This is a genomic window from Buttiauxella sp., assembly GCF_049686335.1.
GTDB lineage: Bacteria > Pseudomonadota > Gammaproteobacteria > Enterobacterales > Enterobacteriaceae > Buttiauxella.
In genome coordinates, this window is sequence record NZ_JBAVHX010000022.1 from 155,120 (window position 1) to 175,276 (window position 20,157).

Genomic DNA, 20,157 nt, shown 5'->3' on the forward strand with positions numbered 1-20,157 from the left:
TTTTATGCTTCCTTAAATTCTTTTTCAGATTGATTGCCAGCAACGGCAATCGTTGTGATCTCTTTGTCCGACTCGCGGAAAAACACCAGGAACAGCACGGTAATCACCGCGATCATGATGGCGCCGAAGCCCCACATTCCAGCCCAGTTGAATGTCTGACCGGTTACCGGCGCAGGGTAAGCGAACATTTTTTCCATCAGCTGCGCACCAATGCGATAACCGAGCAAACTACCGAAACCCTGACAACACAGCGTGATAAGCCCTTGCGCCGCAGTACGCATATGGACCGGTGTTTTCTTATCCACGTAGATATAGGCGGTGACATAGTAAAAGTCGTAACTCACGCCATGCAGCAAAATGCCGAGGAACAGCAAGCCGTAAGTAAAGATGTGGTCGGCACCCCCGTAGATGAAGAAACCGTAACGGATCGCTGCGGTAATAAGACCAAGCAGTAATACCTTTTTAATGCCAAAACGCTTAATAAAGAAAGGAAGCGCCAGCATAAAGAAGATTTCGGAAAACTGACCCAGCGTCATCCATCCAGTGGCGTTATGCATACCCACTTCGGTCAGATAGCCGTTGGCAAAGATGTAATAAAACGCCAGCGGCATGGCAAACAGGAATGAGCAGAAGAAAAACACCAGGAAGTTTTTGTCTCTGAGCAGCACGATAGCGTCGAGACCGAGCATCACTTTCAGGCTCATTTTGCCGGTACTTTTTGGCGGTGTATTGGGCAGTGTCAGAGCAAACACACCCAGCAGTGCGGAGCTGCCAGCGGTGATAAGCAATGGAACGTTGGTCGCAGAAATATCACTAAAGCCCAGCATTTGCGGCAGGAAACCGCACACCAGACCTGAAGCAATCCATCCTATCGTCCCCATGACCCGGATACGCGGGAAGTCGCGCTCGACGTCATCAACATTGGAGAACGCGATGCTATTGGTCAGCGCAATGGTCGGCATATAAGTCAGGGAATAGGCCAGCAGAAGCGGGAAGAAGTAGACAAACTCCGTTTGCTGCGCGGCCAGATACATCAGCACCGCGCCGACAAACATCAATAGCGCCAGCACTTTTTGCGCGGCAAAGAAGCGGTCAGTCAGCGAGCCGACCAGAATCGGCGACAAAATAGCGGCGATGGCAGTACAGGCGTAAGACCAGCCGATTTCTGTCGGGCTAAAGCCACTTTTACTCAGGAACAGCCACAGAGGAACGAACCAGGCGCCCCAGATAAACCATTCAATAAACATCATGAATGAAAGACTCATTGTTGTACGTTTCATACTTAGAACCTTCATGATTGTGTTGGGTACACCATAACCATACCAATCAATAATACCTTTTAAATACCTTTGCGTTGATTCTTTGACCGCTGTAGCAAAAATAGCGCCGATGGTGGCAAAAGGTTACACCTTAAAAGCAACCAAAAGTGCTCACCGGGTGGCGAAGCAGACCAGTCACGACCAGGCTTAGGACTGCCTGTTTTTATCGACTAGAGCAGGCCAGGACAATCCATTCTCAGTGGGCAGGGGGCTCGCTGAAATAACGGGAGCGAATTATGACTGATATTGCTCAGTTGCTTGGCAAAGATGCCGACAGCTTGTTACAGCATCGTTGTATGACTATTCCGGCAGACCAGCTGTATCTGCCAGGCTCGGATTACGTAGACCGCGTAATGGTGGATAACAACCGCCCACCAGCGGTGTTACGTAATATGCAGACGCTCTATAACACCGGTCGACTGGCAGGTACTGGCTACCTCTCAATTTTACCGGTCGACCAGGGCGTTGAGCACTCCGCCGGGGCATCGTTCGCGGCAAACCCGCTCTATTTTGATCCGAAGAATATTGTTGAACTGGCGATTGAAGCGGGGTGTAACTGTGTGGCGTCGACCTACGGCGTGCTGGCTTCAGTTTCGCGCCGCTACGCGCACCGCATTCCATTCCTCGTCAAACTGAACCACAACGAAACCTTAAGTTATCCGAATACCTTCGACCAGACGTTGTACGCAAGCGTTGAGCAGGCATTCAATATGGGTGCGGTGGCGGTGGGCGCGACCATTTACTTTGGTTCACCAGAGTCACGTCGCCAGATTGAAGAGATCTCTGTGGCGTTTGAGCGTGCGCACGAACTGGGGTTAGTGACGGTTCTCTGGGCGTATCTGCGTAACCCGGATTTCAAAAAAGACGCTGTGGATTACCACGTCAGTGCTGACCTCACCGGCCAGGCGAACCATCTGGCGGCCACGATCGGCGCGGATATCGTGAAACAGAAAATGGCGGAAAATAACGGGGGCTACAAGGCGGTTAACTTCGGTTATACCGACGACCGTGTGTACACCAAACTGACCAGCGAGAACCCGATAGATTTGGTGCGTTATCAGTTGGCAAACTGCTATATGGGTCGCGCCGGGCTGATAAACTCCGGCGGTGCAGCGGGCGGTGAAACTGACCTGACTGACGCGGTCCGTACGGCGGTAATTAACAAACGTGCCGGTGGGATGGGGCTGATTCTGGGGCGCAAAGCGTTCAAGAAATCGATGTCCGAGGGCGTGAAGTTGATTAATGCGGTTCAGGATGTGTATCTGGATAGCAAGGTGAGTATTGCGTGATTGCCGGCTTGACCGCTTGCCGGGGATCGGTGATTTTCCGTTCACCCGAACGTTATTCGATCCCATAGATATCAATGAACGGTGAACGTGCCAGGTGGCTCACGCCAGCCCCCTGGCAACCCCGGCGCCCGGTGATTAAATTGCCGCTGCGCGGTGAACCCCAGCTTATCCCCAACGTTCAGGGTCGCTCGCGATTCGCTCCCGGCGATCGCTCTCTTTCGCTGCTCCCGGCAGCTCAACCCTGACTTATGGGGAACACTGGGGCAATTTATACCGGGACTAAAGTCAAAATCTAAACCAGCAAGGCTTTAGAATTTAGGTTTTGATCTTGATCTTGACCTTGACCTTGACCTTGACCTTGTTCCCGGCTTCAATCGCGCCGGTTTTTACCCTTCAGTCGTGGTCACGTGGTCGGGAACCACGTGAGAGAGCGATCGCCGGGAGCGAATCGCGAACGACCGCGAATGTTGGGTAAAAAACGGTGTTTACCGCGAAGCGGCGATTGACTTGCCGGGCGCCAGGATTGCCAAGGAGAGGGCGTTCTCTCCTTGGCACGTTCACCGTTCACCGATATATGAGGGATCGAATAACGTTCAGGTGAACGGAAAATCACCGTTTCGTCATAGGAACCACACACCATATGAACGGAAAATCACCGCTCCGCCATAGACATCCCCCCATATCCTCAAACGTTCAGGCGAACGTACTCCCCCGTTATCTCCGTCACAATTCCATAACACTTTGTGAAAAACATCACTTTCCCCTGTGCAGATGTCCAAAAAATCACCCCTATTTAGGCACCTTTGAACGAGGCGAAGGTGCTTTTTTACGCATACAGTAGATGGTGAAACGCTGTTTTAAAATCACAAAAGGACACTAACAGCCGTGAAAATAGAATCCGTAAATGTAACCGTTTTTACTTATCCAACCCGCCGTGTCTCTGACAGCGCCGGTCATTCTCATCCCGGCCCTGAGAGTCTCGCAAAAATGGCGATGCTGACGATCACCACCGATGAAGGAGATTGCGGCTACTCTTTCGCGCCGCCAGAAGTGGTGCGCCCTTATGTGGTGAATGCATTCTTTCGCAAAGTACTGGTTGGGCAAGACCCCTTTAACCGCGAACGTATCTGGCAAGATCTGGTGCACTGGCAGCGCGGCAGCGCCCATCAACTGACTGAACGCGCGCTCTCATTTGTTGAGCAGGCGCTATGGGACTTGATTGGCCGCAAACTGAAAGTGCCGGTCTACAAATTACTCGGTGGTTTCCGCGACAAAGTCCCGGCCTATGGCAGCACCATGTGCGGGGACGAACTGGAAGGCGGTTTATCCACGCCGGATGAGTTCGGCCAGTTCGCTGAAAAGCTGGTGGCTCGCGGCTATAAAGCGATAAAACTCCACACCTGGATGCCTCCGGTCGCCTTTGCGCCAGACCCAAAAATGGACGTTAAAGCGTGTGCCGCCGTGCGTGAAGCGGTGGGGCCGGACATCGATTTAATGCTGGATGGCTACCACTGGTACAGCCGCAGCCAGGCGTTATACATCGGTAAGCAGCTGGAAAAACTCAACTTTGCCTGGTTTGAAGAACCGATGGAAGAAGAGAGCATGGCGTCCTACGTCTGGCTTTCAGAGAATTTATCCATTGATGTTGTCGGCCCTGAAAGTCTTGGCGGCAAGCACCATAGCCGTGCTGACTGGGTAAAAGCGGGCGCGTGCGACATCCTGCGTGCCGGGGCAAATGGCGTCGGCGGGATTGCGCCAACCATGAAAGTGGCCGCGCTTGCGGAGTCCTTCGGTATGGATTGCGAAGTTCACGGCAACGGTGCGGCGAGCCTCGCGGTAGTTGGGGCCATCCGTAACTGCCGTTGGTACGAGCGCGGTTTACTGCATCCTTTCCTCGATTACGATGAACCTGCCGCTTACCTGAACAGCATTGTCGACCCGATGGATGCCGACGGTTTTGTGCATCTGCCACAGCGCCCGGGCCTTGGGGAGGATATCAACTTCTCATATATAGAAACGCATACCGTTAGCAAAGATTAACCCGTCATCCCTGGCGCTGTATCTGCGTTGGCTGTGTTTGGTCACCCGAATCACTGACTTATGTAAGCTCATCGGGATTCACAAACTTGCCGCCTTGATACAACACCAATGATTTAGGGTTGCAAGGAAACAAGAAAATAATAAGCCCAGGCTGATAGCGCCTGGGCAAACTCTACCCTACAAAAACGGTAAATATCATGAATCGAAGCTCCCGACTGGGGGCGTGGCTGCTCACGCTCCTGTTCATGTTCGGCAGCGGCTCGGCAGTGGCGAAAACGCCCCCTGACCAGCTGATTATCGGCATGAATATGAATAACTTACTCACCCTTGATCCCGCGGCTATGACCGGCAACGAAGTGGTGGGTCTGGTGGTGAATCTCTATGACTCGCTGGTGGAACTGGACCCGGCGAAACTCACGCATGTGCGCCCGGCGCTGGCAACATCCTGGGATATTTCACAAGACGGCAATCGCCTCACTTTTCACCTGCGCGATGGGGTGAAATTCCATTCGGGTAATCCGCTGACCGCCGATGACGTCGTATGGTCGATGCGCCGCATCCTGCACCTCAATCTGGCGCAGGCATCCGTCTGGAAATCCTACGGTTTTAGCAAAAAGAATGTCGATGAACATGTGAAGGCGCTGGATGCCTCTACGGTGGAAATCACGTTGCCGAAAGCCAACGACCCGCAGCTGGTTATCTACTCTCTTGCCGCTTTGGGGAGCGTAGTGGTGCTGGACAGCAAAACTGTCGAGCAGCATGTACAAAACGATGACTGGGGCAACCGCTGGCTGACGACAAACGAAGCAGGTTCAGGGCCATTTAGCCTCGAAGTGTGGCAGGCAAAAGATGTGCTGCGCATGAAGCGTAATCCTGATTACTGGCGCGGTGAACCGAAACTGTCCCGCGTGGTATTCCGTCACTTCCAGGAATCACAAACCTTACGCCTGATGATTGCTAAAGGTGACCTGGATATTGCCAGCAACATGGCGGTATCAGACGTCAACGCACTGCGTAAAGACCCCGATATGACAGTCGACGCCGTGAAAAAAGGCACCATTTACTATGTTGCCATGAGCATGAAAGAGCCGCATTTCGCCAACCCCAAAGTGCGTGAAGCAGTGCGTTATCTGATTGATTATCAGGGCATCAACAAAGCGCTAATGCCGGGCTACGGCGTGCTACATCAGCGTCCGATTCAGTCTGGCATGCCTGCGACGCTGCCAAACCCGGGCTACTCGCTGGATGTCGAACGCGCCAAAAAACTGCTGGCTGAAGCCGGATATCCTGACGGTTTTGATACCACGTTGCGCGTGCTGGCCGATCAGCCATTCCTCAATATCGCCATCGCCGTGCAGTCCACGCTGATGCAGGCGGGGATCAACGCCAAAATCGTCACCGGAACGGGCAACCAGATTTATGGTGCGATGCGCGAACGTAAGTTCGACATGCTGGTCGGGCGCGGGGGCAGCGGCGTGGAACCGCATCCACATTCAAGCCTGCGCTCGCTGGTCTACAACCCGGACAACAGCGACGCGGCACGTCTGACCAACTTCCAGGGCTGGCGCACCAGTTTCTACGACAAAACCCTGAATCAGCAAATCGATCAGGCGCTGGTAGAACGCGATCCTGCAAAACAACTTGAGGAATATCAGGCGATTCAGACGCGTTACGACCACCTGATCCCGGCGTTATTACCGCTTTCGCAAATGGTGGATTCGGTGGTGGTGCGTAAAGAAGTGCAGAACTACCAGCCGCACCCGTCTGCGACCACTTTCCTGCGTGATGTCTACAAAACCTCAGGCGCTGAAAATGGGGAGAATAAAGGATGAGCATGATTCTGCTGGCACCGGGCAGTCGCGCCCGGCGTTTTTCTAAACGCTTAAGCCAGGTGCTCGTCACCTTGTTTGGGCTGCTGTTGCTGACCTTCTTTATTGGCCGCGTGATGCCTATCGATCCGGTGCTGGCGATTGTCGGCCCGGATGCGGACCAAAGCACCTATCAGCAGGTTTATCACCAGCTGGGTTTTGATAAATCGCTGGCGACCCAGTTCTGGATCTACCTCGGCGGCTTGCTGCATGGGGATTTAGGCAATGCATTGCTGACCGGCAAACCTGTGGTGGACGACATTTTACGCGTCTTCCCGGCGACGCTTGAACTGGCGACGGTGGCGATTATCGTCGGCGCAGGTTTGGGCATCCCGTTGGGTGTCTGGGCGGCGGCTCGCCGTAACAGCGTGGTGGATTACGCGGTGCGCATTATCAGCCTGGCCGGTTATTCAACGCCAATATTTTGGGTCGGGATGATGGGGCTGCTGCTGTTTTACGCCTGGCTGGGTTGGGTGGGCGGAGCAGGGCGCGTGGATTTGGGGCTCGATGGTTTAGTGCCACGTCGCAGCGGTTTGTTGCTGGTGGATGCGCTGCTGGCGGGAAACGCGACCGTGTTCTTCAACGCCTTAAACCACCTGATTCTGCCTGCTTCGCTGTTGGGCTTTCACTCGATGGCCTACATCAGCCGTATGACGCGCAGCTTTATGCTGGCGCAGCTTTCCCAGGAATTCATTATTACCGCGCGGGTAAAAGGGCTGACTGAGCGCCAGGTTATCTGGAATCACGCCTTCCGAAACATTCTGGTGCAGTTGCTGACCGTGGTGGCGCTGGCTTATGGCTCGCTGCTGGAAGGGGCGGTACTGATAGAAACCGTGTTCTCCTGGCCGGGGTTCGGTTCTTATCTCACCGGCAGTTTGCTGCTCGGCGATATGAACGCGGTGATGGGATGCGTGCTGGTGGTGGGGGTGATTTTTGTGCTGCTCAACCTGCTGTCTGACATGCTTTACCAACTCTTTGATCCGAGGACAAAATCATGACTGTCTCCTTTGGAACGCCCCAACTTACCGCGGCTGATGAGCGTTCATTACGCGTAAAACGCGCCGGTCTTCGGGCGGTTGGCTTTATCGGTAAAATGGCACGTAACCCGCTGACGGCCATTGGCGGCGGGATTGTCCTCCTGTTGCTGATTGTGGCGATATTTGCGCCATGGATAGCACCGTATAAGCCGCTGGTACAGGATCTCAACCGTGCGCTGACGGCACCCAACTCCACGCACTGGTTTGGCACTGACGAATTTGGCCGCGATATTTTCAGCCGCCTGGTTTATGGCTCGCGCATCACGCTCTACATCGTGCTGCTGGTGTCGGTCACCGTCGGCCCGCTGGGTTTACTGCTTGGCGTCACGGCCGGATATTTTGGTGGCAAAGTCGATATGGTGCTGATGCGCATCACCGATATTTTCATCTCCTTCCCAAGCCTGGTTCTGGCGCTGGCGTTTGTGGCAGCACTCGGTCCCGGCCTTGAGCATGTGGTGATCGCGATTACGCTCACCGCCTGGCCACCGATTGCCCGTCTGGCTCGAGCGGAAACTCTCTCTTTACGACAGGCTGATTTTATCTCCGCCGTCCGTTTACAGGGCGCATCGCCGGTGCGCGTGCTGTGGCGGCACATTGTGCCGCTGTGCATGCCTTCGGTGATTATCCGTATCACCATGAATATGGCGGGGATTATCCTGACCGCCGCAGGTCTTGGCTTCCTTGGGCTTGGCGCGCAACCGCCGGAGCCGGAGTGGGGGGCGATGATCTCCAGCGGACGCACTTACATGATGGAGTGCTGGTGGGTAGTCACCATTCCGGGGCTGGCGATTTTAATCAACAGTCTGGCATTCAACTTCCTGGGAGATGGCTTACGTGACATCCTCGATCCTCGCAGCGAATAATTCGCCGCATCTGCTTGATGTACGCGACCTGAATGTAACCTTCGTCAATGGTCGTCAGCAAACCCATGCGGTGCGTGGTGTTTCCTTCCAGCTCGGACGTGAGAAACTGGCCATCGTGGGCGAGTCGGGTTCCGGCAAGTCCACCGTTGGCCGCGCGCTTTTGCAACTGCATCCTAAAAAAGCACTGATCACCGCCGACTGTATGCAGTTTGGCGACGTTGACCTGCTCAATGCCACCGATGCGCAGATGCGTGATGTTCGCGGCAAGCGTATCTCAATGATTATGCAGGACCCGAAATACTCGTTAAATCCCGTGATGTGCGTCGGGGATCAGATAGCGGAAGCGTGGCTGACGCACCATCGCGTCGGGCATAAAGAAGCGAAGCAGAAAGTGCTGGAGATGCTGGAAGTGGTGCGGATTCGCCAGCCCGAACGCGTCTACAACCTCTATCCACACGAGGTTTCTGGTGGGCAGGGGCAGCGCATTATGATTGCCATGATGCTGATTACCGATCCGGAAATGGTGATTGCCGATGAGCCGACTTCCGCACTCGATGTGTCGGTGCGTCTGCAAGTGCTGGCGCTGCTCGACGATTTAGTCCAGTCGCGCGGATTGGGGCTGATTTTCATCAGCCACGACATCAACCTGGTGCGCAGTTTCTGTGACCGCGTGTTGGTGATGTACGCCGGACGGGTGGTGGAATCTATCGCCGCCAAAGATCTGGATAACGCCCGCCATCCGTATACGCAGGGGCTTATCAGCGCATTGCCGGATATGGACAAACGCCGGGCGCACTTGCCGGTGCTGCAACGACAGGCCAGTTGGCTAACTGAATAAAGGAGCAACGCATGTCATCCATGATTGAAGTCAGCCAGCTCAATTTAACCTTTGGCGAAGGGGCGAAAACCAACCAGGTGCTGTTCGATGTTAATTTCAGCGTCGGCGAAGGGGAAATTTTTGGCCTGGTCGGGGAGTCTGGTTCCGGGAAAACCACGGTGCTGAAATGTCTGGCGGGATTGTTCACCCACTGGCAGGGCAAGCTGGTGATTGACGCTACTGAGCTGGAGCACAAAATTAGCCGTGAACGTTGCCGCATGGTGCAGATGGTGTTTCAGGACCCCTACGGTTCGCTGCATCCGCGCCACACCATCGGCGATATTCTGGAGGAACCGCTGCAAATTCAGGGCTTCACTGACCGCGACCGACGTATCAATATGATGCTCGATAAAGTCGGGCTCAACCGCGCGTTTCGCAGCCGCTACCCGCACCAGCTTTCCGGCGGGCAACGCCAGCGCGTCGCGATTGCCCGTGCGCTGGTGCTCGAGCCGCAAGTGCTGCTGCTTGATGAACCGACATCGGCGCTGGATGTTTCCGTGCAGGCGGAAATTCTCAATTTGCTTTCGGATTTACAGCAAGAATCGAAACTCACCTATTTAATGGTGACACACGATTTAGGCGTAATTGCACATTTATGTCATCGCGTGGGCGTAATGCAACATGGTCGTATTCTTGAAGCATTAACTACCGATGAATTATTAAAGGGAGCGGCACAAAATCCTTATACACAAATGCTGGTTAACGCCAGTCGTCAATATAGTCGTGAAATGGCAAGCCAGGTCGCTCAGTTTTAATTAATGCAAACCTCCAGTAATACCGCGCGTCAGGTCACCCCTGACGCGTTTTTTATAGTTAAGATAAATAATTCTGCATCACTCCCTTTTCGCGTTCATCTCTCGATAAACATCATAACAGTATGAATTTAATCAGGTCTTGCGTTCTTATATAAGATGTTTTTCTTATATAAGAAAGGCGGAAAAGATTATTCAGAAAACAAATCTAGGAATTTTCCTAAGAAGCAATAACATGACCCTACCTTCAGCAGTGTCTCTGCTTAAGGTTATATATCACTCTCAACTGCTTAACCTTATCTGTTTATTTATCAGGAACAGGCTTATTTGCTCTGGGATTTCGCACTGCACGATAAGGACAAAAGCAACACCACAAGGACAACAAGATGAAAGCTTTATTACCTGTAATATTCGGCACGACAGCTTTATTAAGCGGCGCGTCTTTCGCGGAATCAACAAATACCATCACCTTTAAAGGTGAAATCACCGATCAAACTTGTTCAGTAACCGTTAACGGTTCATCTGCTCGCCCTGTCGTACTGTTACCGACCATCTCTAAAAGTGAACTTGCGGACGCAGGTTCTTCGGCAGGGCTGACCACGTTCACCATGGGCGTTAGTGGATGCAGCGTAGACAGCTCGAATTTAGAGATCAAAACCTTGTTTATTGGCACCAACGTCACCAGCAGCGGGAACCTTGCCAGTAGCGGTACAGCTGCGAACGTTGAGCTGCAATTGCTAACAGATGCCTCGGGCAAGACGGTTATCGATCTGAGTAACCCAACGGCTGTTGCAGGGATCTCAATCCCGGCAGGGGAACATTCCGGTGAACACGATTACGCCGTGCAGTACTACTCACCAACCGGTAATGCTGGCGCGGGTGATGTCGTCGCCGCAGTGCAGTACGCAATTTCTTATCTTTAATCGTGCACCGCGTAGGGGATGAACATGAGTTCAGGGAGAAGTTTGCTGACGTTTGCTCTGCTGGGTGCCTGTTTAAGCAGCCAGGCAAGTGTTGTGATGACGGGCAACCGCGTGGTGTATCCAGCGGAGGCTAAGCAAGTCAGTGTGCAGTTAACCAACCAGGATGACTTTCCGAATGTCATGCAAGCCTGGCTGGACAGTGGCGATGCGCAGTCAACACCGCAAACCGCACGCGCACCCTTTGTGCTGACTCCTCCTATGTTTCGCATGGCCGCGCACAGCGGTCAAACCCTGCGCCTGCAGTTTACTGGCGCGGATTTGCCAAATGATAAAGAGTCGGTGTTCTGGCTCAATACCTTGCAAATCCCGCCAGTGGCTAAAGGGAGTGAAGCCTCCAGTCAGATGATCGTCATGCTGCGCAGTCGTATGAAAGTGTTCTGGCGTCCCGCGGGATTACAAGGCTCGCCGGATACCCTGGACAAAACGACAATCGCTTCGGTTTCAGGCCGCCAACTGAGCCTCACCAACCACAGCGGTTATTTCGCATCGGTTGCCCATGTGGTGGTGACGGTTGCCAGTAAGCCCGTGACGTTGAGTGGCGAAATGATTGCCCCCGGTGCGACAAAATCGTGGCGCTTAGCGGGCACACCTTCGGGCGACAGCGTGAAGATGACATGGATTAACGACCAGGGCGCTTATCTGAGCGGAACACTTCCACTGAAGCATTAGCGGCTTTGCAGGGAAGCAAAATTATGGAAAAACATCACTGGTTAAGCCTTTGCTTACTGGGCGGATGGGCATTGCCATTCGTCTCACAGGCCGAAAGCTATACCTTCGACGATGCCTTATTGTTGGGGAGCGATTACGGGCAAGGGCTTGCACGCTTCAACAGCGAGGCTTCGGTGGCACCGGGTCAGTATCTGGTGGATATCTGGCTAAACGGACGTTTTATCGCCCGTGAAGGCGTGATGTTTCGTAGTGAAGGCGAGGATGTGACGCCTTGTTTGCCGCTGGCTTTTTATGAACAAAATGGTGTGCTGCCATTGAGCACGCCCTCCAGTGAAAACTGTTTAAGCCCCGCAAAACGCGTCGCAGGGGCAAGTTATATCTTTGATAACGCGGTATTACGGCTGGATGTTGCCATCCCCCAGGCTGAAATGGTGCAGGTGCCGCACGATTACGTTGCCCCCGAGCAGTGGCAGGCGGGTGAAAGCCTGCTGTTCACCAATTACAACAGTAATTTTTATTACAGTGACGCGGGTGGAAGCCAGAGCGAGTACGGCTGGTTGGGGCTGACAGCGGGCATTAACTTTGGTTTGTGGCAGATGCGCCAGCAATCCTCCGCAAGCTATAGCCGTTATGGGGATAAAAAACGTTACCAGTGGGATAACTTACAAACCTGGCTACAACGCCCGGTTGCGGCGCTGCAAAGCACCCTGAGCGCCGGGCAAAGTTACAGTGGTGGCAGCCTGTTTAGCAGTATGGCGTTTACTGGCGTCAAACTGGAAACCGACCAGCGGATGTGGCCGCAATCCCGCCAGGGATACGCACCCGAAATTCGCGGTACCGCGGCAAGTGCGGCGCGTGTGGTGGTCAGCCAGAACGGGCGCACGTTGTACCAAACCAACGTGGCGCAGGGTCCGTTTGTGATTAACGATCTTGCCAGCACGGCCTGGCAAGGAGATTTGCAGGTTGATGTGATTGAAGCCAACGGCAGCCGCAGCCAGTTTACGGTGCCGTTTTCCGCTCTGCCGCTCTCTTTGCGCCCTGGCGTCTGGCGTTATAACGCGGTTATCGGGCGAGCGCGTGATTACAATACCGATGACAACTGGTTCGGTGATTTCACTCTTGAACGCGGGATTGCCAACAGCCTGACGGCTAACGGCGGGGTTCGACTGGGGAAAGAGTACGTTTCCACCGTTCTGGGTGGCGTCTGGGCATCGGAACTTGGGGCGATTGGCGCGGATGTGACGGCGTCATCCGCACAGCTCCCGGATGGCAAACAAACCGGCTGGCGAACCCAGCTTTCCTGGAGCCGTTCATTTAGCGCAACCGGCACCAATGTGTCGCTGGCGGGCTATCGATATTCCACCGCCGGATACCGTGATTTCAGTGATGTGCTGGGCGAACGAAATGTCGCTAAAGACAGTGACGTCTGGCGTTCGGATACGCTTTCGCAGCGCAACCAGTTTATCGCCACCGTTAACCAGCAGCTGGGTAGTTATGGCTCGATATGGCTTTCCGGTTCGGTGAGCGATTACTACGGCGAGCGTGGGCGCAATACGCAGCTTCAGTTTGGTTATGCCAATCAGTGGCGGCAAATAAGCTACAACCTGGCTGCAAGTCGCCAGCAAACATTCTGGCGTGATACCACGCGACGGGCAGATGGACTGCCAGGGCAGAATGCCAGACACGGGCAGACGGAAAATATTGTCACGCTGACCTTCTCCGTACCGCTAACGTTTGGTGAACGCGAAGATTATCTCTCGCTTTCCGCCAGCCACAGCAAAAACAGTGGCACGAGTTATCAGGCATCACTGGCGGGCTCCATCAGTGAGGACGATAGCGCAAGCTATGCCGTCTCAGCGGGATACCAGAACAATTCGGGCGAGGCTGCACAAAAGAACTGGAGCGCCTCGCTGCAAAAAATGACCTCATTTGGCACCCTGAATGGCAGCTATTCGCAGGCAGAAAACTACAAGCAATGGTCCGGTGGAATGCGGGGTGCAGCGGTGGTGCATCGCGGCGGTGTCACGGCTGGGCCGTGGCTTGGCGATACCTTCGCGCTGGTGGAAGCAAAAGGCGCCGAAGGGGCTCGCGTCAGTAATGGTCAGGGGGCCGCCATCAACGCTCAAGGCTTCGCGCTTGTGCCGTCGCTAACGCCCTATCGTTTTAACAATGTTCAGTTAGACACCCGTAATATGGCGGCCGACATTGAGCTTGAGGATAATCAGCAGCGCGTTGCGCCGTATGCCGGGGCCGCGGTGAAGATATCGTTCTCAACTATAAAAGGGACCGCGGCGTTGATTGATGTCACATCACGCCGTGGTTCGCTCCCTCAAGGGGCGGAAGTCTTCGATGAAGATAATCAAGTCGTCGGGATGGTCGGGCAGGCTAATCAGGTGTATGCCCGTTTACCGGCAACGCAAGGACAGTTGACCGTGCGTTGGGGCGCGGGCCCTGACGAAAGCTGCGTTTTTCAATATCAGTTAACCGATGACCAACCTCAGCGGGCGATAATCGCGCTGACTGCTCAATGTTCGGATGCGTAAGGAAACCAATAAGTGAAAACCAGGACAACACTCGCGTTCGGCCTACTGATGATGTTAAGCGCCACGGGACAGGCGGCATGTGAATACATTATTGAGCCGTATACCGGTGCGAACAGTCAGTTCGGTTCACATCGCCTGAGTTCGGCCAGTGATGGCAAAACCAGTCGATGGCGCGGTAACGGTGGAGCAGATGGCTGGAACGGGCAACTGACCGGCGTGAGCAAATCGATTGATGTCAGCAGCAATAATATTTTCCAGCCTCCCGGAACGATACTCGCAGCAGGCGGAGGGATCCCGTTTACCCAATATGCGCGCAAAGGTGGATGGGATCCTGAAATGGTATTTTTCCGCTGTACGCCGGATACCGCAGGCCAGCTTTACCAGGCGTTTTCCACCAACGGCGATGACGTCTATGCCGGGTGGTATGAAGCGCAAGATGTGCCGGGGGCTTATCTGACCCATGCCAAAAATGTCGCGCTGCGCATTACGCTAGAAGCGACCGGGCAGGTATTCACGGATATCTGGCAGCAGGTGGCAATGACCAACTTTGATACGGATAAAGACGGTAATTTTTTAATTAAAGCCAAAAATTTTTCGCCGATTCGTGTGGAGCTGATTAAAACAGCGGATACGCGATATTTTGCAAACGCGTATGCGACATACACGTTTGCCGGGGTAAACCCCAATGCTTATGTTGTGTTTCGCGGCCCAGGACTGGAGTCGAATGGCATCAAAGTGGGGCAGGTGCATCGGGGTGGTAACTGGGCTGGCTGGTATGGCGACTGGCCGTCGGTGATAAGCCTTTACAATAATGGGATTACCGTGCGTCGCGGGGCGATTTGCCAGGTGACCCATTTCACGCCTTTTGTGCAATTACCGGGAATCAGTGCCGTGGATATCAGAGCAGGGCGCAGCGTCAGCGCACCTTTTTCGCTGGAATTTGCTTGCGAATCCAACGTCATTTCCGGCGTGGTCACCAACAAGCAGAACGTTGCACTCGGATTTTTGGCTCCGGTGGCGAACGTCCTGGCCGCGCAAAAATATGGCCTGACCAGCGGGAGTGCGGTGACTCATTTACTTGATGATGCTTACGGCGCGCCGGGCCAGGCGCGGGGCGTTGGCGTCAGGATATTGCGCAACGGGACCCCGATGAACTTCCTCACCTCCGATGTTGGTGGAACAGGCACAAGCGCAGGTTGGGTGCCAGTGCTGGGTGGCGCTCAGGTCAAAACCGGAACCCAAAGCGGTGTTGATAGTTACCACGAGACATTTGAAGCGCATCTTGAGCGTTTCTCAAGCGATCAACTGCAAACAGGGAGATATCAGGCTCATGCCCAAATCCTTATGCGTCTGCAGTAGGCTGCTGTTTTTATGGCTTTGGTTAGCCTTGCCCGCTCATGCGGTGGTGAATTTGAGTGCTACGCGAGTAGTCTTTGACAAGGGCGCGGCGACCCAATCCATTACGCTTGCGAACAGTGCTGATTATCCGGTAATGGTGCAGGCCTGGATTGACGATGGCGACCCTCAAGGCATTCCGCAAACGGCCGAATCGCCGTTTGTTGTACTGCCGCCTGTTTTTCGTCTGGCGCCGCTTGAACAGCGTTCTCTCCGGCTGCTCACCAGCGGTAAAGGTTTGCCTGCCGATCGTGAATCGCTGTTTTGGCTCAATATTTATGAGATCCCGCCTAATCAGCCTGTGGCGCAAAGTGAAAAAATCCTGCTGGCGTTTCGTACGCAGCTAAAGGTGTTCTGGCGTCCAGCGGGAGTCGGGAAGTTGACTCAAGAGGCGGGGAAGCAATTACGATTTACGCGCTCAAGTGAGGGGTTGACGGTATCCAACCCTTCACCCTGGAATATCTCTTTGGCGCAGGTGAATATGGCTGGCTATTCTGCTACGGGAATAACCTTAAAACCTTTTTCACAGCAGCCTCTCTTTACGTTTAATAAGGTAGATTTACAGGACGGTGTAGTAAAATTTGTCATAATTAACGATGAGGGAAATCAGTGGGGTTATGCTTTGTCGATTAAGTAAAAGGATCTAATCAGTCTTTTATACCCCCTGGTCTGAATGCGTAAGGAATAACGTGAATAAACAAATTATCCTGAATGGCGTGGCGGCCTTTCTACCTGAAAAACACAGGATTATCGCTATTAATAGCGACCAGCCACCTCTGTCTCTGAGTATACCGGCGAGCAGATGCCTGGCATTATTGATTAATCATCAAGGGGAAGTGGTTCTTCGGGAACATTTTTTCCACGAAGTATGGGTGAGTAATGGAGCCCAGGTGACTAATAATACCTTTTACCAAAACATTTCCCTTTTGCGTCGGGCATTTAAAGAGTTTGGCCTCAATGAGGATTATATCGTTACCGTCCCAAAGGTCGGCGTCAAACTTGAAAATACGTTGAAAATAACCCGCAGTGAAGAAGGTACAAAGATTGTTTCGGAGCAACCACAACTTTCTACGCCTGTGCAAACACCACCGCGTAAGGTGGTGCGCCGTTTGCCTGCTTCGCTGATTAAGGGATGGCCTGGTGCAAGTGCGCTGGTGTTCGTGCTCTGTGTAGGTGGGGCATTTTTAACCTGGCACGCGAGTATGGATAACCGTTTTGCAGAATTTAAACCGTTAATTACTCCGGGTAACTGTAGTTATTTTGTTAATCCCGATACGACTGACTTTAAAAAACATCGCTTATATGCGCGTGATTTTAAAATGAATTGTGAAAATTATAAATATGTCTATTTAACGGCGTATAACAATTTCGCTCGTTTTTCTGCTGTGGCCTGTGAGCGTCCATTTAGTGCCTGGCGAGAAAATCACTGTGTCACACATTATGTTATTACGGAAGATGGCAATGCGATTGACAAATAATAAATCATGGTTATTAACTGGATTGTTACTCATCGCATCCACTATTGCGACGGTTAAGGGTTATCTGTACTGGAAAAATACCCATTTTAGCTGCACCGGGGAATTAACCCTTCAACGTGAAGACAATATTGCCAATGTCACGATGCAATATGTTTTTAATGGTGACACCGGAGCGGTGCTGCTGCGGGGTGAAGTGATATCGAACAATGCTCCGGTTGAACAAGTGAGTCAGAATATCTTTTTTGATTTTCAGCGTAAGGGAAATGATTATTTTCTCATTTCAAAGTCAGTGACGGATTCAACCGGAAATCCAACTGACCTGCCATTATTAAAGAGAACCTTTCCGCTGTTCTATTTAGAACCTGATGCGAAGTTTTTTCTTAATATCAAGCAATTAACCGGCTCCAGCTGGCTTTTTACCACCAGCCGATCGCCTTCATTGTTTTGTAGTAAGTAACCCATCAACCCAATAGCGGGCAGTTTGGCGGCAGACGGCAGCTCAACGCATTGGTGCGAACATCAATGCGGAATTTCTGTCCCGTCAGCGGTTCGCCATCCAGGTTAAAGGTAATGTCGTGTGGGGCGGTGATCTCAAACCATGATGAACGCCCATCAATAATATTCGGGCTGTCGTCCGGGCGCGTCAGGGTATTAAAGATTGCTGGTAGCAGTTCTTCGCCGGTAAAAATGCGCAGCTCCAGCAGCCCGTCATTAATCAGCGCTTGTGGGCAAAGCTCTTGCCCACCGCCAGCCTGGCGGCCATTGCCAATACCAATCACCAGTGCGTCGCCTTGCCACTCGAAACCTTCTCCGCGAATTTCGCATGTATCAGGTTTGAGCGTATCCATGCGAATCAGTCCATGAACAAAATAGGCGATGCCGCCGAGTGCGGCTTTCAGCTTTTCAGGCGTTTCGGTCGTAATACGGGTACCAAAACCGCCGGTAGCCATATTAATAAAGAAGGATGATTCGTTCACCTGCACCAAATCTATCGCCACACCTTTGCCGACAATCGCCAGCTGTAGCGCTTTGTCTAACTCCTGCGGGATCCCGACACTTGTGGCGAAATCGTTAGCGGTGCCTAAAGGCAAAATCCCCAACACCGGGCGGTTTTCAGGAGCAAGCTTTGCCAGCGCGGTGGCTACTTCGTTGATGGTGCCATCGCCGCCACCTGCGACCACTGTCGCCGCACCGATACGCGAGGCTTCTTCGACATAACGAACCGCATCCCCTTTTTCCCAGGTTACACGGATATGCAATGTGTAACCCTCCCCACGCAGGACTTCCACAGCGCTACGTAAGGTGTCGTTTTCTGCACCTTTACCGTTCAGGATAACAAGCGTTACTGGAAACTGCTCCATGGCATACCTCAGGAAATGTAGTTGAATTCAAAGTGTACTGTATGCGTAGAGTTTACGGGTAAGAACGGGATGAGTCTGAGGGGTATAGCAAAAAAGAAGGCCTGCGAAAGGGAGATTTCACAGGCCAATGAGGTGGTTCGTGGATACAGCTAGCATTTATGGGTTATGTTTTTCAGCGCTGAGATAATAACCGCATCAAACGAAGCGGTATGTGATCGGTTTCTAAGAATTATCTCAACGCGAAAAAATAACGTAAATTAACTATTTAGCGTGCGGATCACGCGAAGTCTGACCCGCTAAATTGCGCATTAGCAGAGCATAATCCAGCGATACATCTTCCGGCACAGGCATCCATACCGTATGACCATCACCCGGCGCGACTTCAATCGGCTGCGCTTTGGTATTTTCCAGCACTTCGAGGGTAAACGTGACGTTCCCTTGAGGCGTCATCAACTCCAGGCTGTCGCCCAGCAGAAATTTATTCTTCACTTTTACCGCAGCCAGGTCGCCGCGACGTTCACCGGTAAACTCGCCGACAAACTGCTGAGTTTCCGAAACCGAGTGGCCGTAATCGTAATTCTGATACGCGTCGTGATTGTGACGGCGTAGGAAACCTTCGGTGTAACCGCGATGCGCCAGGCCTTCGAGCGTGGTCAAAAGCGTTGGGTCGAATGGCTTACCGGCAGCAGCATCATCAATCGCACGGCGGTAGACCTGTGCGGTACGGGCACAGTAATAATAAGATTTGGTACGACCTTCGATTTTCAGCGAGTGCACGCCCATTTTGGTCAGGCGTTCAACGTGTTCAATGGCTCGCAGATCTTTCGAGTTCATAATGTAAGTGCCGTGTTCGTCTTCGAACGCGGTCATATATTCGCCAGGACGTTTGGCTTCTTCCATCATAAATACTTTGTCGGTCGGCGCCCCTGCGCCAAGCGTAGGCTCGATGTTCTGCACCGGAATAGGCTCATGAAGATGGACGATATTGCCCACATCATCTTCTTTGCCTTCTTCGACTTTATATTCCCAGCGGCAGGCGTTAGTGCAGGTGCCCTGGTTTGGATCGCGTTTGTTGATATAACCCGACAGCAGGCAGCGGCCAGAGTAGGCCATGCACAAGGCACCGTGGACGAAGATTTCCAGCTCCATATCCGGCACTTGTTCGCGTACTTCTGCAATCTCTTCAAGGGAAAGTTCGCGGGAAAGGATCACGCGGGTCAGCCCCATTTGTTTCCAGAACTTCACCGTCGCCCAGTTTACGGCGTTAGCCTGTACGGAAAGGTGAACATCCATCTCAGGGAAGGCTTCACGCACCATCATGATAAGACCCGGGTCAGACATAATCAGCGCATCCGGGCCCATATCGATAACCGGTTTCAGGTCACGAATAAAGGTCTTCAGCTTGGCATTGTGTGGGGCAATGTTGACGACCACGTAGAATTTTTTACCCAGCTCATGGGCTTCATTAATGCCAAGCTGTAAATTTTCGTGATTGAATTCGTTATTACGTACACGCAGGCTGTAACGCGGTTGTCCCGCGTAGACCGCATCGGCGCCATAAGCGAAGGCGTAACGCATATTTTTCAGCGTTCCGGCTGGCGAAAGGAGTTCTGGTTTAAACATGGGGTTCTCGTTGTCTGATTTCAGGTCAGAAACCACCGCATACTGTGCGGTGGTTTGAAA

The 20,157-nt window shown here is 52.9% G+C and carries 17 protein-coding genes; 14 read left to right on the forward strand and 3 right to left on the reverse strand.

The window, feature by feature from the left end; genetic code table 11:
- Positions 1-2: 2 nt before the first annotated feature.
- Positions 3-1,280 carry a nucleoside permease gene (locus WBL83_RS15325; RefSeq protein ID WP_424589955.1) on the reverse strand — a complete coding sequence of 426 codons (1,278 nt, stop codon included), beginning with the start codon at positions 1,278-1,280 and terminating at the stop codon, positions 3-5.
- Between the two features lie 275 nt (positions 1,281-1,555).
- Between WBL83_RS15325 and fbaB the strand changes: the two genes are divergently transcribed.
- The 14 genes from fbaB (at position 1,556) to WBL83_RS15395 (ending at position 17,570) form a co-directional block, all read left to right on the forward strand.
- Positions 1,556-2,608 carry a class I fructose-bisphosphate aldolase gene (fbaB, locus tag WBL83_RS15330; RefSeq protein ID WP_424589956.1) on the forward strand — a complete coding sequence of 351 codons (1,053 nt, stop codon included), beginning with the start codon at positions 1,556-1,558 and terminating at the stop codon, positions 2,606-2,608.
- Between the two features lie 885 nt (positions 2,609-3,493).
- A complete protein-coding gene (locus WBL83_RS15335) occupies positions 3,494-4,648 on the forward strand; it encodes a mandelate racemase family protein (RefSeq protein WP_424589957.1) in 1,155 nt (384 codons plus the stop codon).
- Between the two features lie 197 nt (positions 4,649-4,845).
- Complete coding sequence (locus WBL83_RS15340; protein ID WP_424589958.1) at positions 4,846-6,480, forward strand: ABC transporter substrate-binding protein; 1,635 nt, start codon at positions 4,846-4,848, stop codon at positions 6,478-6,480.
- The gene (locus tag WBL83_RS15345) at positions 6,477-7,514 is read left to right on the forward strand and encodes an ABC transporter permease (protein WP_424589959.1); all 1,038 of its coding nucleotides are present in this window, start codon (positions 6,477-6,479) and stop codon (positions 7,512-7,514) included. The genes WBL83_RS15340 and WBL83_RS15345 overlap by 4 nt, the downstream gene beginning before the upstream one ends.
- The gene (locus WBL83_RS15350; protein WP_424589960.1) at positions 7,511-8,416 is read left to right on the forward strand and encodes an ABC transporter permease; all 906 of its coding nucleotides are present in this window, start codon (positions 7,511-7,513) and stop codon (positions 8,414-8,416) included. The genes WBL83_RS15345 and WBL83_RS15350 overlap by 4 nt, the downstream gene beginning before the upstream one ends.
- Positions 8,388-9,254: an ABC transporter ATP-binding protein gene (locus WBL83_RS15355; RefSeq protein WP_424589961.1), complete on the forward strand. Its 867-nt coding sequence runs from the start codon at positions 8,388-8,390 to the stop codon at positions 9,252-9,254. Before WBL83_RS15350 ends, WBL83_RS15355 begins: the two co-directional genes overlap by 29 nt.
- Before the next feature lie 20 nt (positions 9,255-9,274).
- On the forward strand, positions 9,275-10,048 hold the full coding sequence (locus tag WBL83_RS15360) for an ABC transporter ATP-binding protein (RefSeq protein ID WP_424590003.1): 774 nt from the start codon (positions 9,275-9,277) through the stop codon (positions 10,046-10,048).
- Between the two features lie 383 nt (positions 10,049-10,431).
- Positions 10,432-10,968, forward strand: a complete 537-nt coding sequence (locus WBL83_RS15365) for a fimbrial protein (protein ID WP_424589962.1) — start codon at positions 10,432-10,434, stop codon at positions 10,966-10,968.
- A gap of 24 nt (positions 10,969-10,992) precedes the next feature.
- Positions 10,993-11,697 carry a fimbrial biogenesis chaperone gene (locus WBL83_RS15370; RefSeq protein WP_424589963.1) on the forward strand — a complete coding sequence of 235 codons (705 nt, stop codon included), beginning with the start codon at positions 10,993-10,995 and terminating at the stop codon, positions 11,695-11,697.
- Between the two features lie 23 nt (positions 11,698-11,720).
- Positions 11,721-14,240 (forward strand): fimbria/pilus outer membrane usher protein, encoded by a 2,520-nt coding sequence (locus tag WBL83_RS15375; protein WP_424589964.1) that lies wholly within the window; start codon positions 11,721-11,723, stop codon positions 14,238-14,240.
- 12 nt (positions 14,241-14,252) lie between these two features.
- Positions 14,253-15,599, forward strand: a complete 1,347-nt coding sequence (locus WBL83_RS15380) for a fimbrial protein (RefSeq protein WP_424589965.1) — start codon at positions 14,253-14,255, stop codon at positions 15,597-15,599.
- Positions 15,571-16,272 (forward strand): fimbrial biogenesis chaperone, encoded by a 702-nt coding sequence (locus WBL83_RS15385; RefSeq protein ID WP_424589966.1) that lies wholly within the window; start codon positions 15,571-15,573, stop codon positions 16,270-16,272. The genes WBL83_RS15380 and WBL83_RS15385 overlap by 29 nt, the downstream gene beginning before the upstream one ends.
- Positions 16,273-16,324: 52 nt before the next feature.
- Positions 16,325-17,113 carry a winged helix-turn-helix domain-containing protein gene (locus tag WBL83_RS15390; protein ID WP_424589967.1) on the forward strand — a complete coding sequence of 263 codons (789 nt, stop codon included), beginning with the start codon at positions 16,325-16,327 and terminating at the stop codon, positions 17,111-17,113.
- Complete coding sequence (locus WBL83_RS15395) at positions 17,097-17,570, forward strand: hypothetical protein (protein ID WP_424589968.1); 474 nt, start codon at positions 17,097-17,099, stop codon at positions 17,568-17,570. The genes WBL83_RS15390 and WBL83_RS15395 overlap by 17 nt, the downstream gene beginning before the upstream one ends.
- A gap of 4 nt (positions 17,571-17,574) precedes the next feature.
- Here the strand turns inward: WBL83_RS15395 and yegS are convergent, their stop codons facing one another.
- Together yegS and yegQ are read right to left on the reverse strand one after the other, a co-directional pair.
- The gene (gene yegS / locus WBL83_RS15400) at positions 17,575-18,474 is read right to left on the reverse strand and encodes a lipid kinase YegS (RefSeq protein WP_424589969.1); all 900 of its coding nucleotides are present in this window, start codon (positions 18,472-18,474) and stop codon (positions 17,575-17,577) included.
- A gap of 261 nt (positions 18,475-18,735) precedes the next feature.
- A complete protein-coding gene (yegQ, locus tag WBL83_RS15405) occupies positions 18,736-20,097 on the reverse strand; it encodes a tRNA 5-hydroxyuridine modification protein YegQ (RefSeq protein WP_424589970.1) in 1,362 nt (453 codons plus the stop codon).
- Positions 20,098-20,157 lie beyond the last annotated feature (60 nt).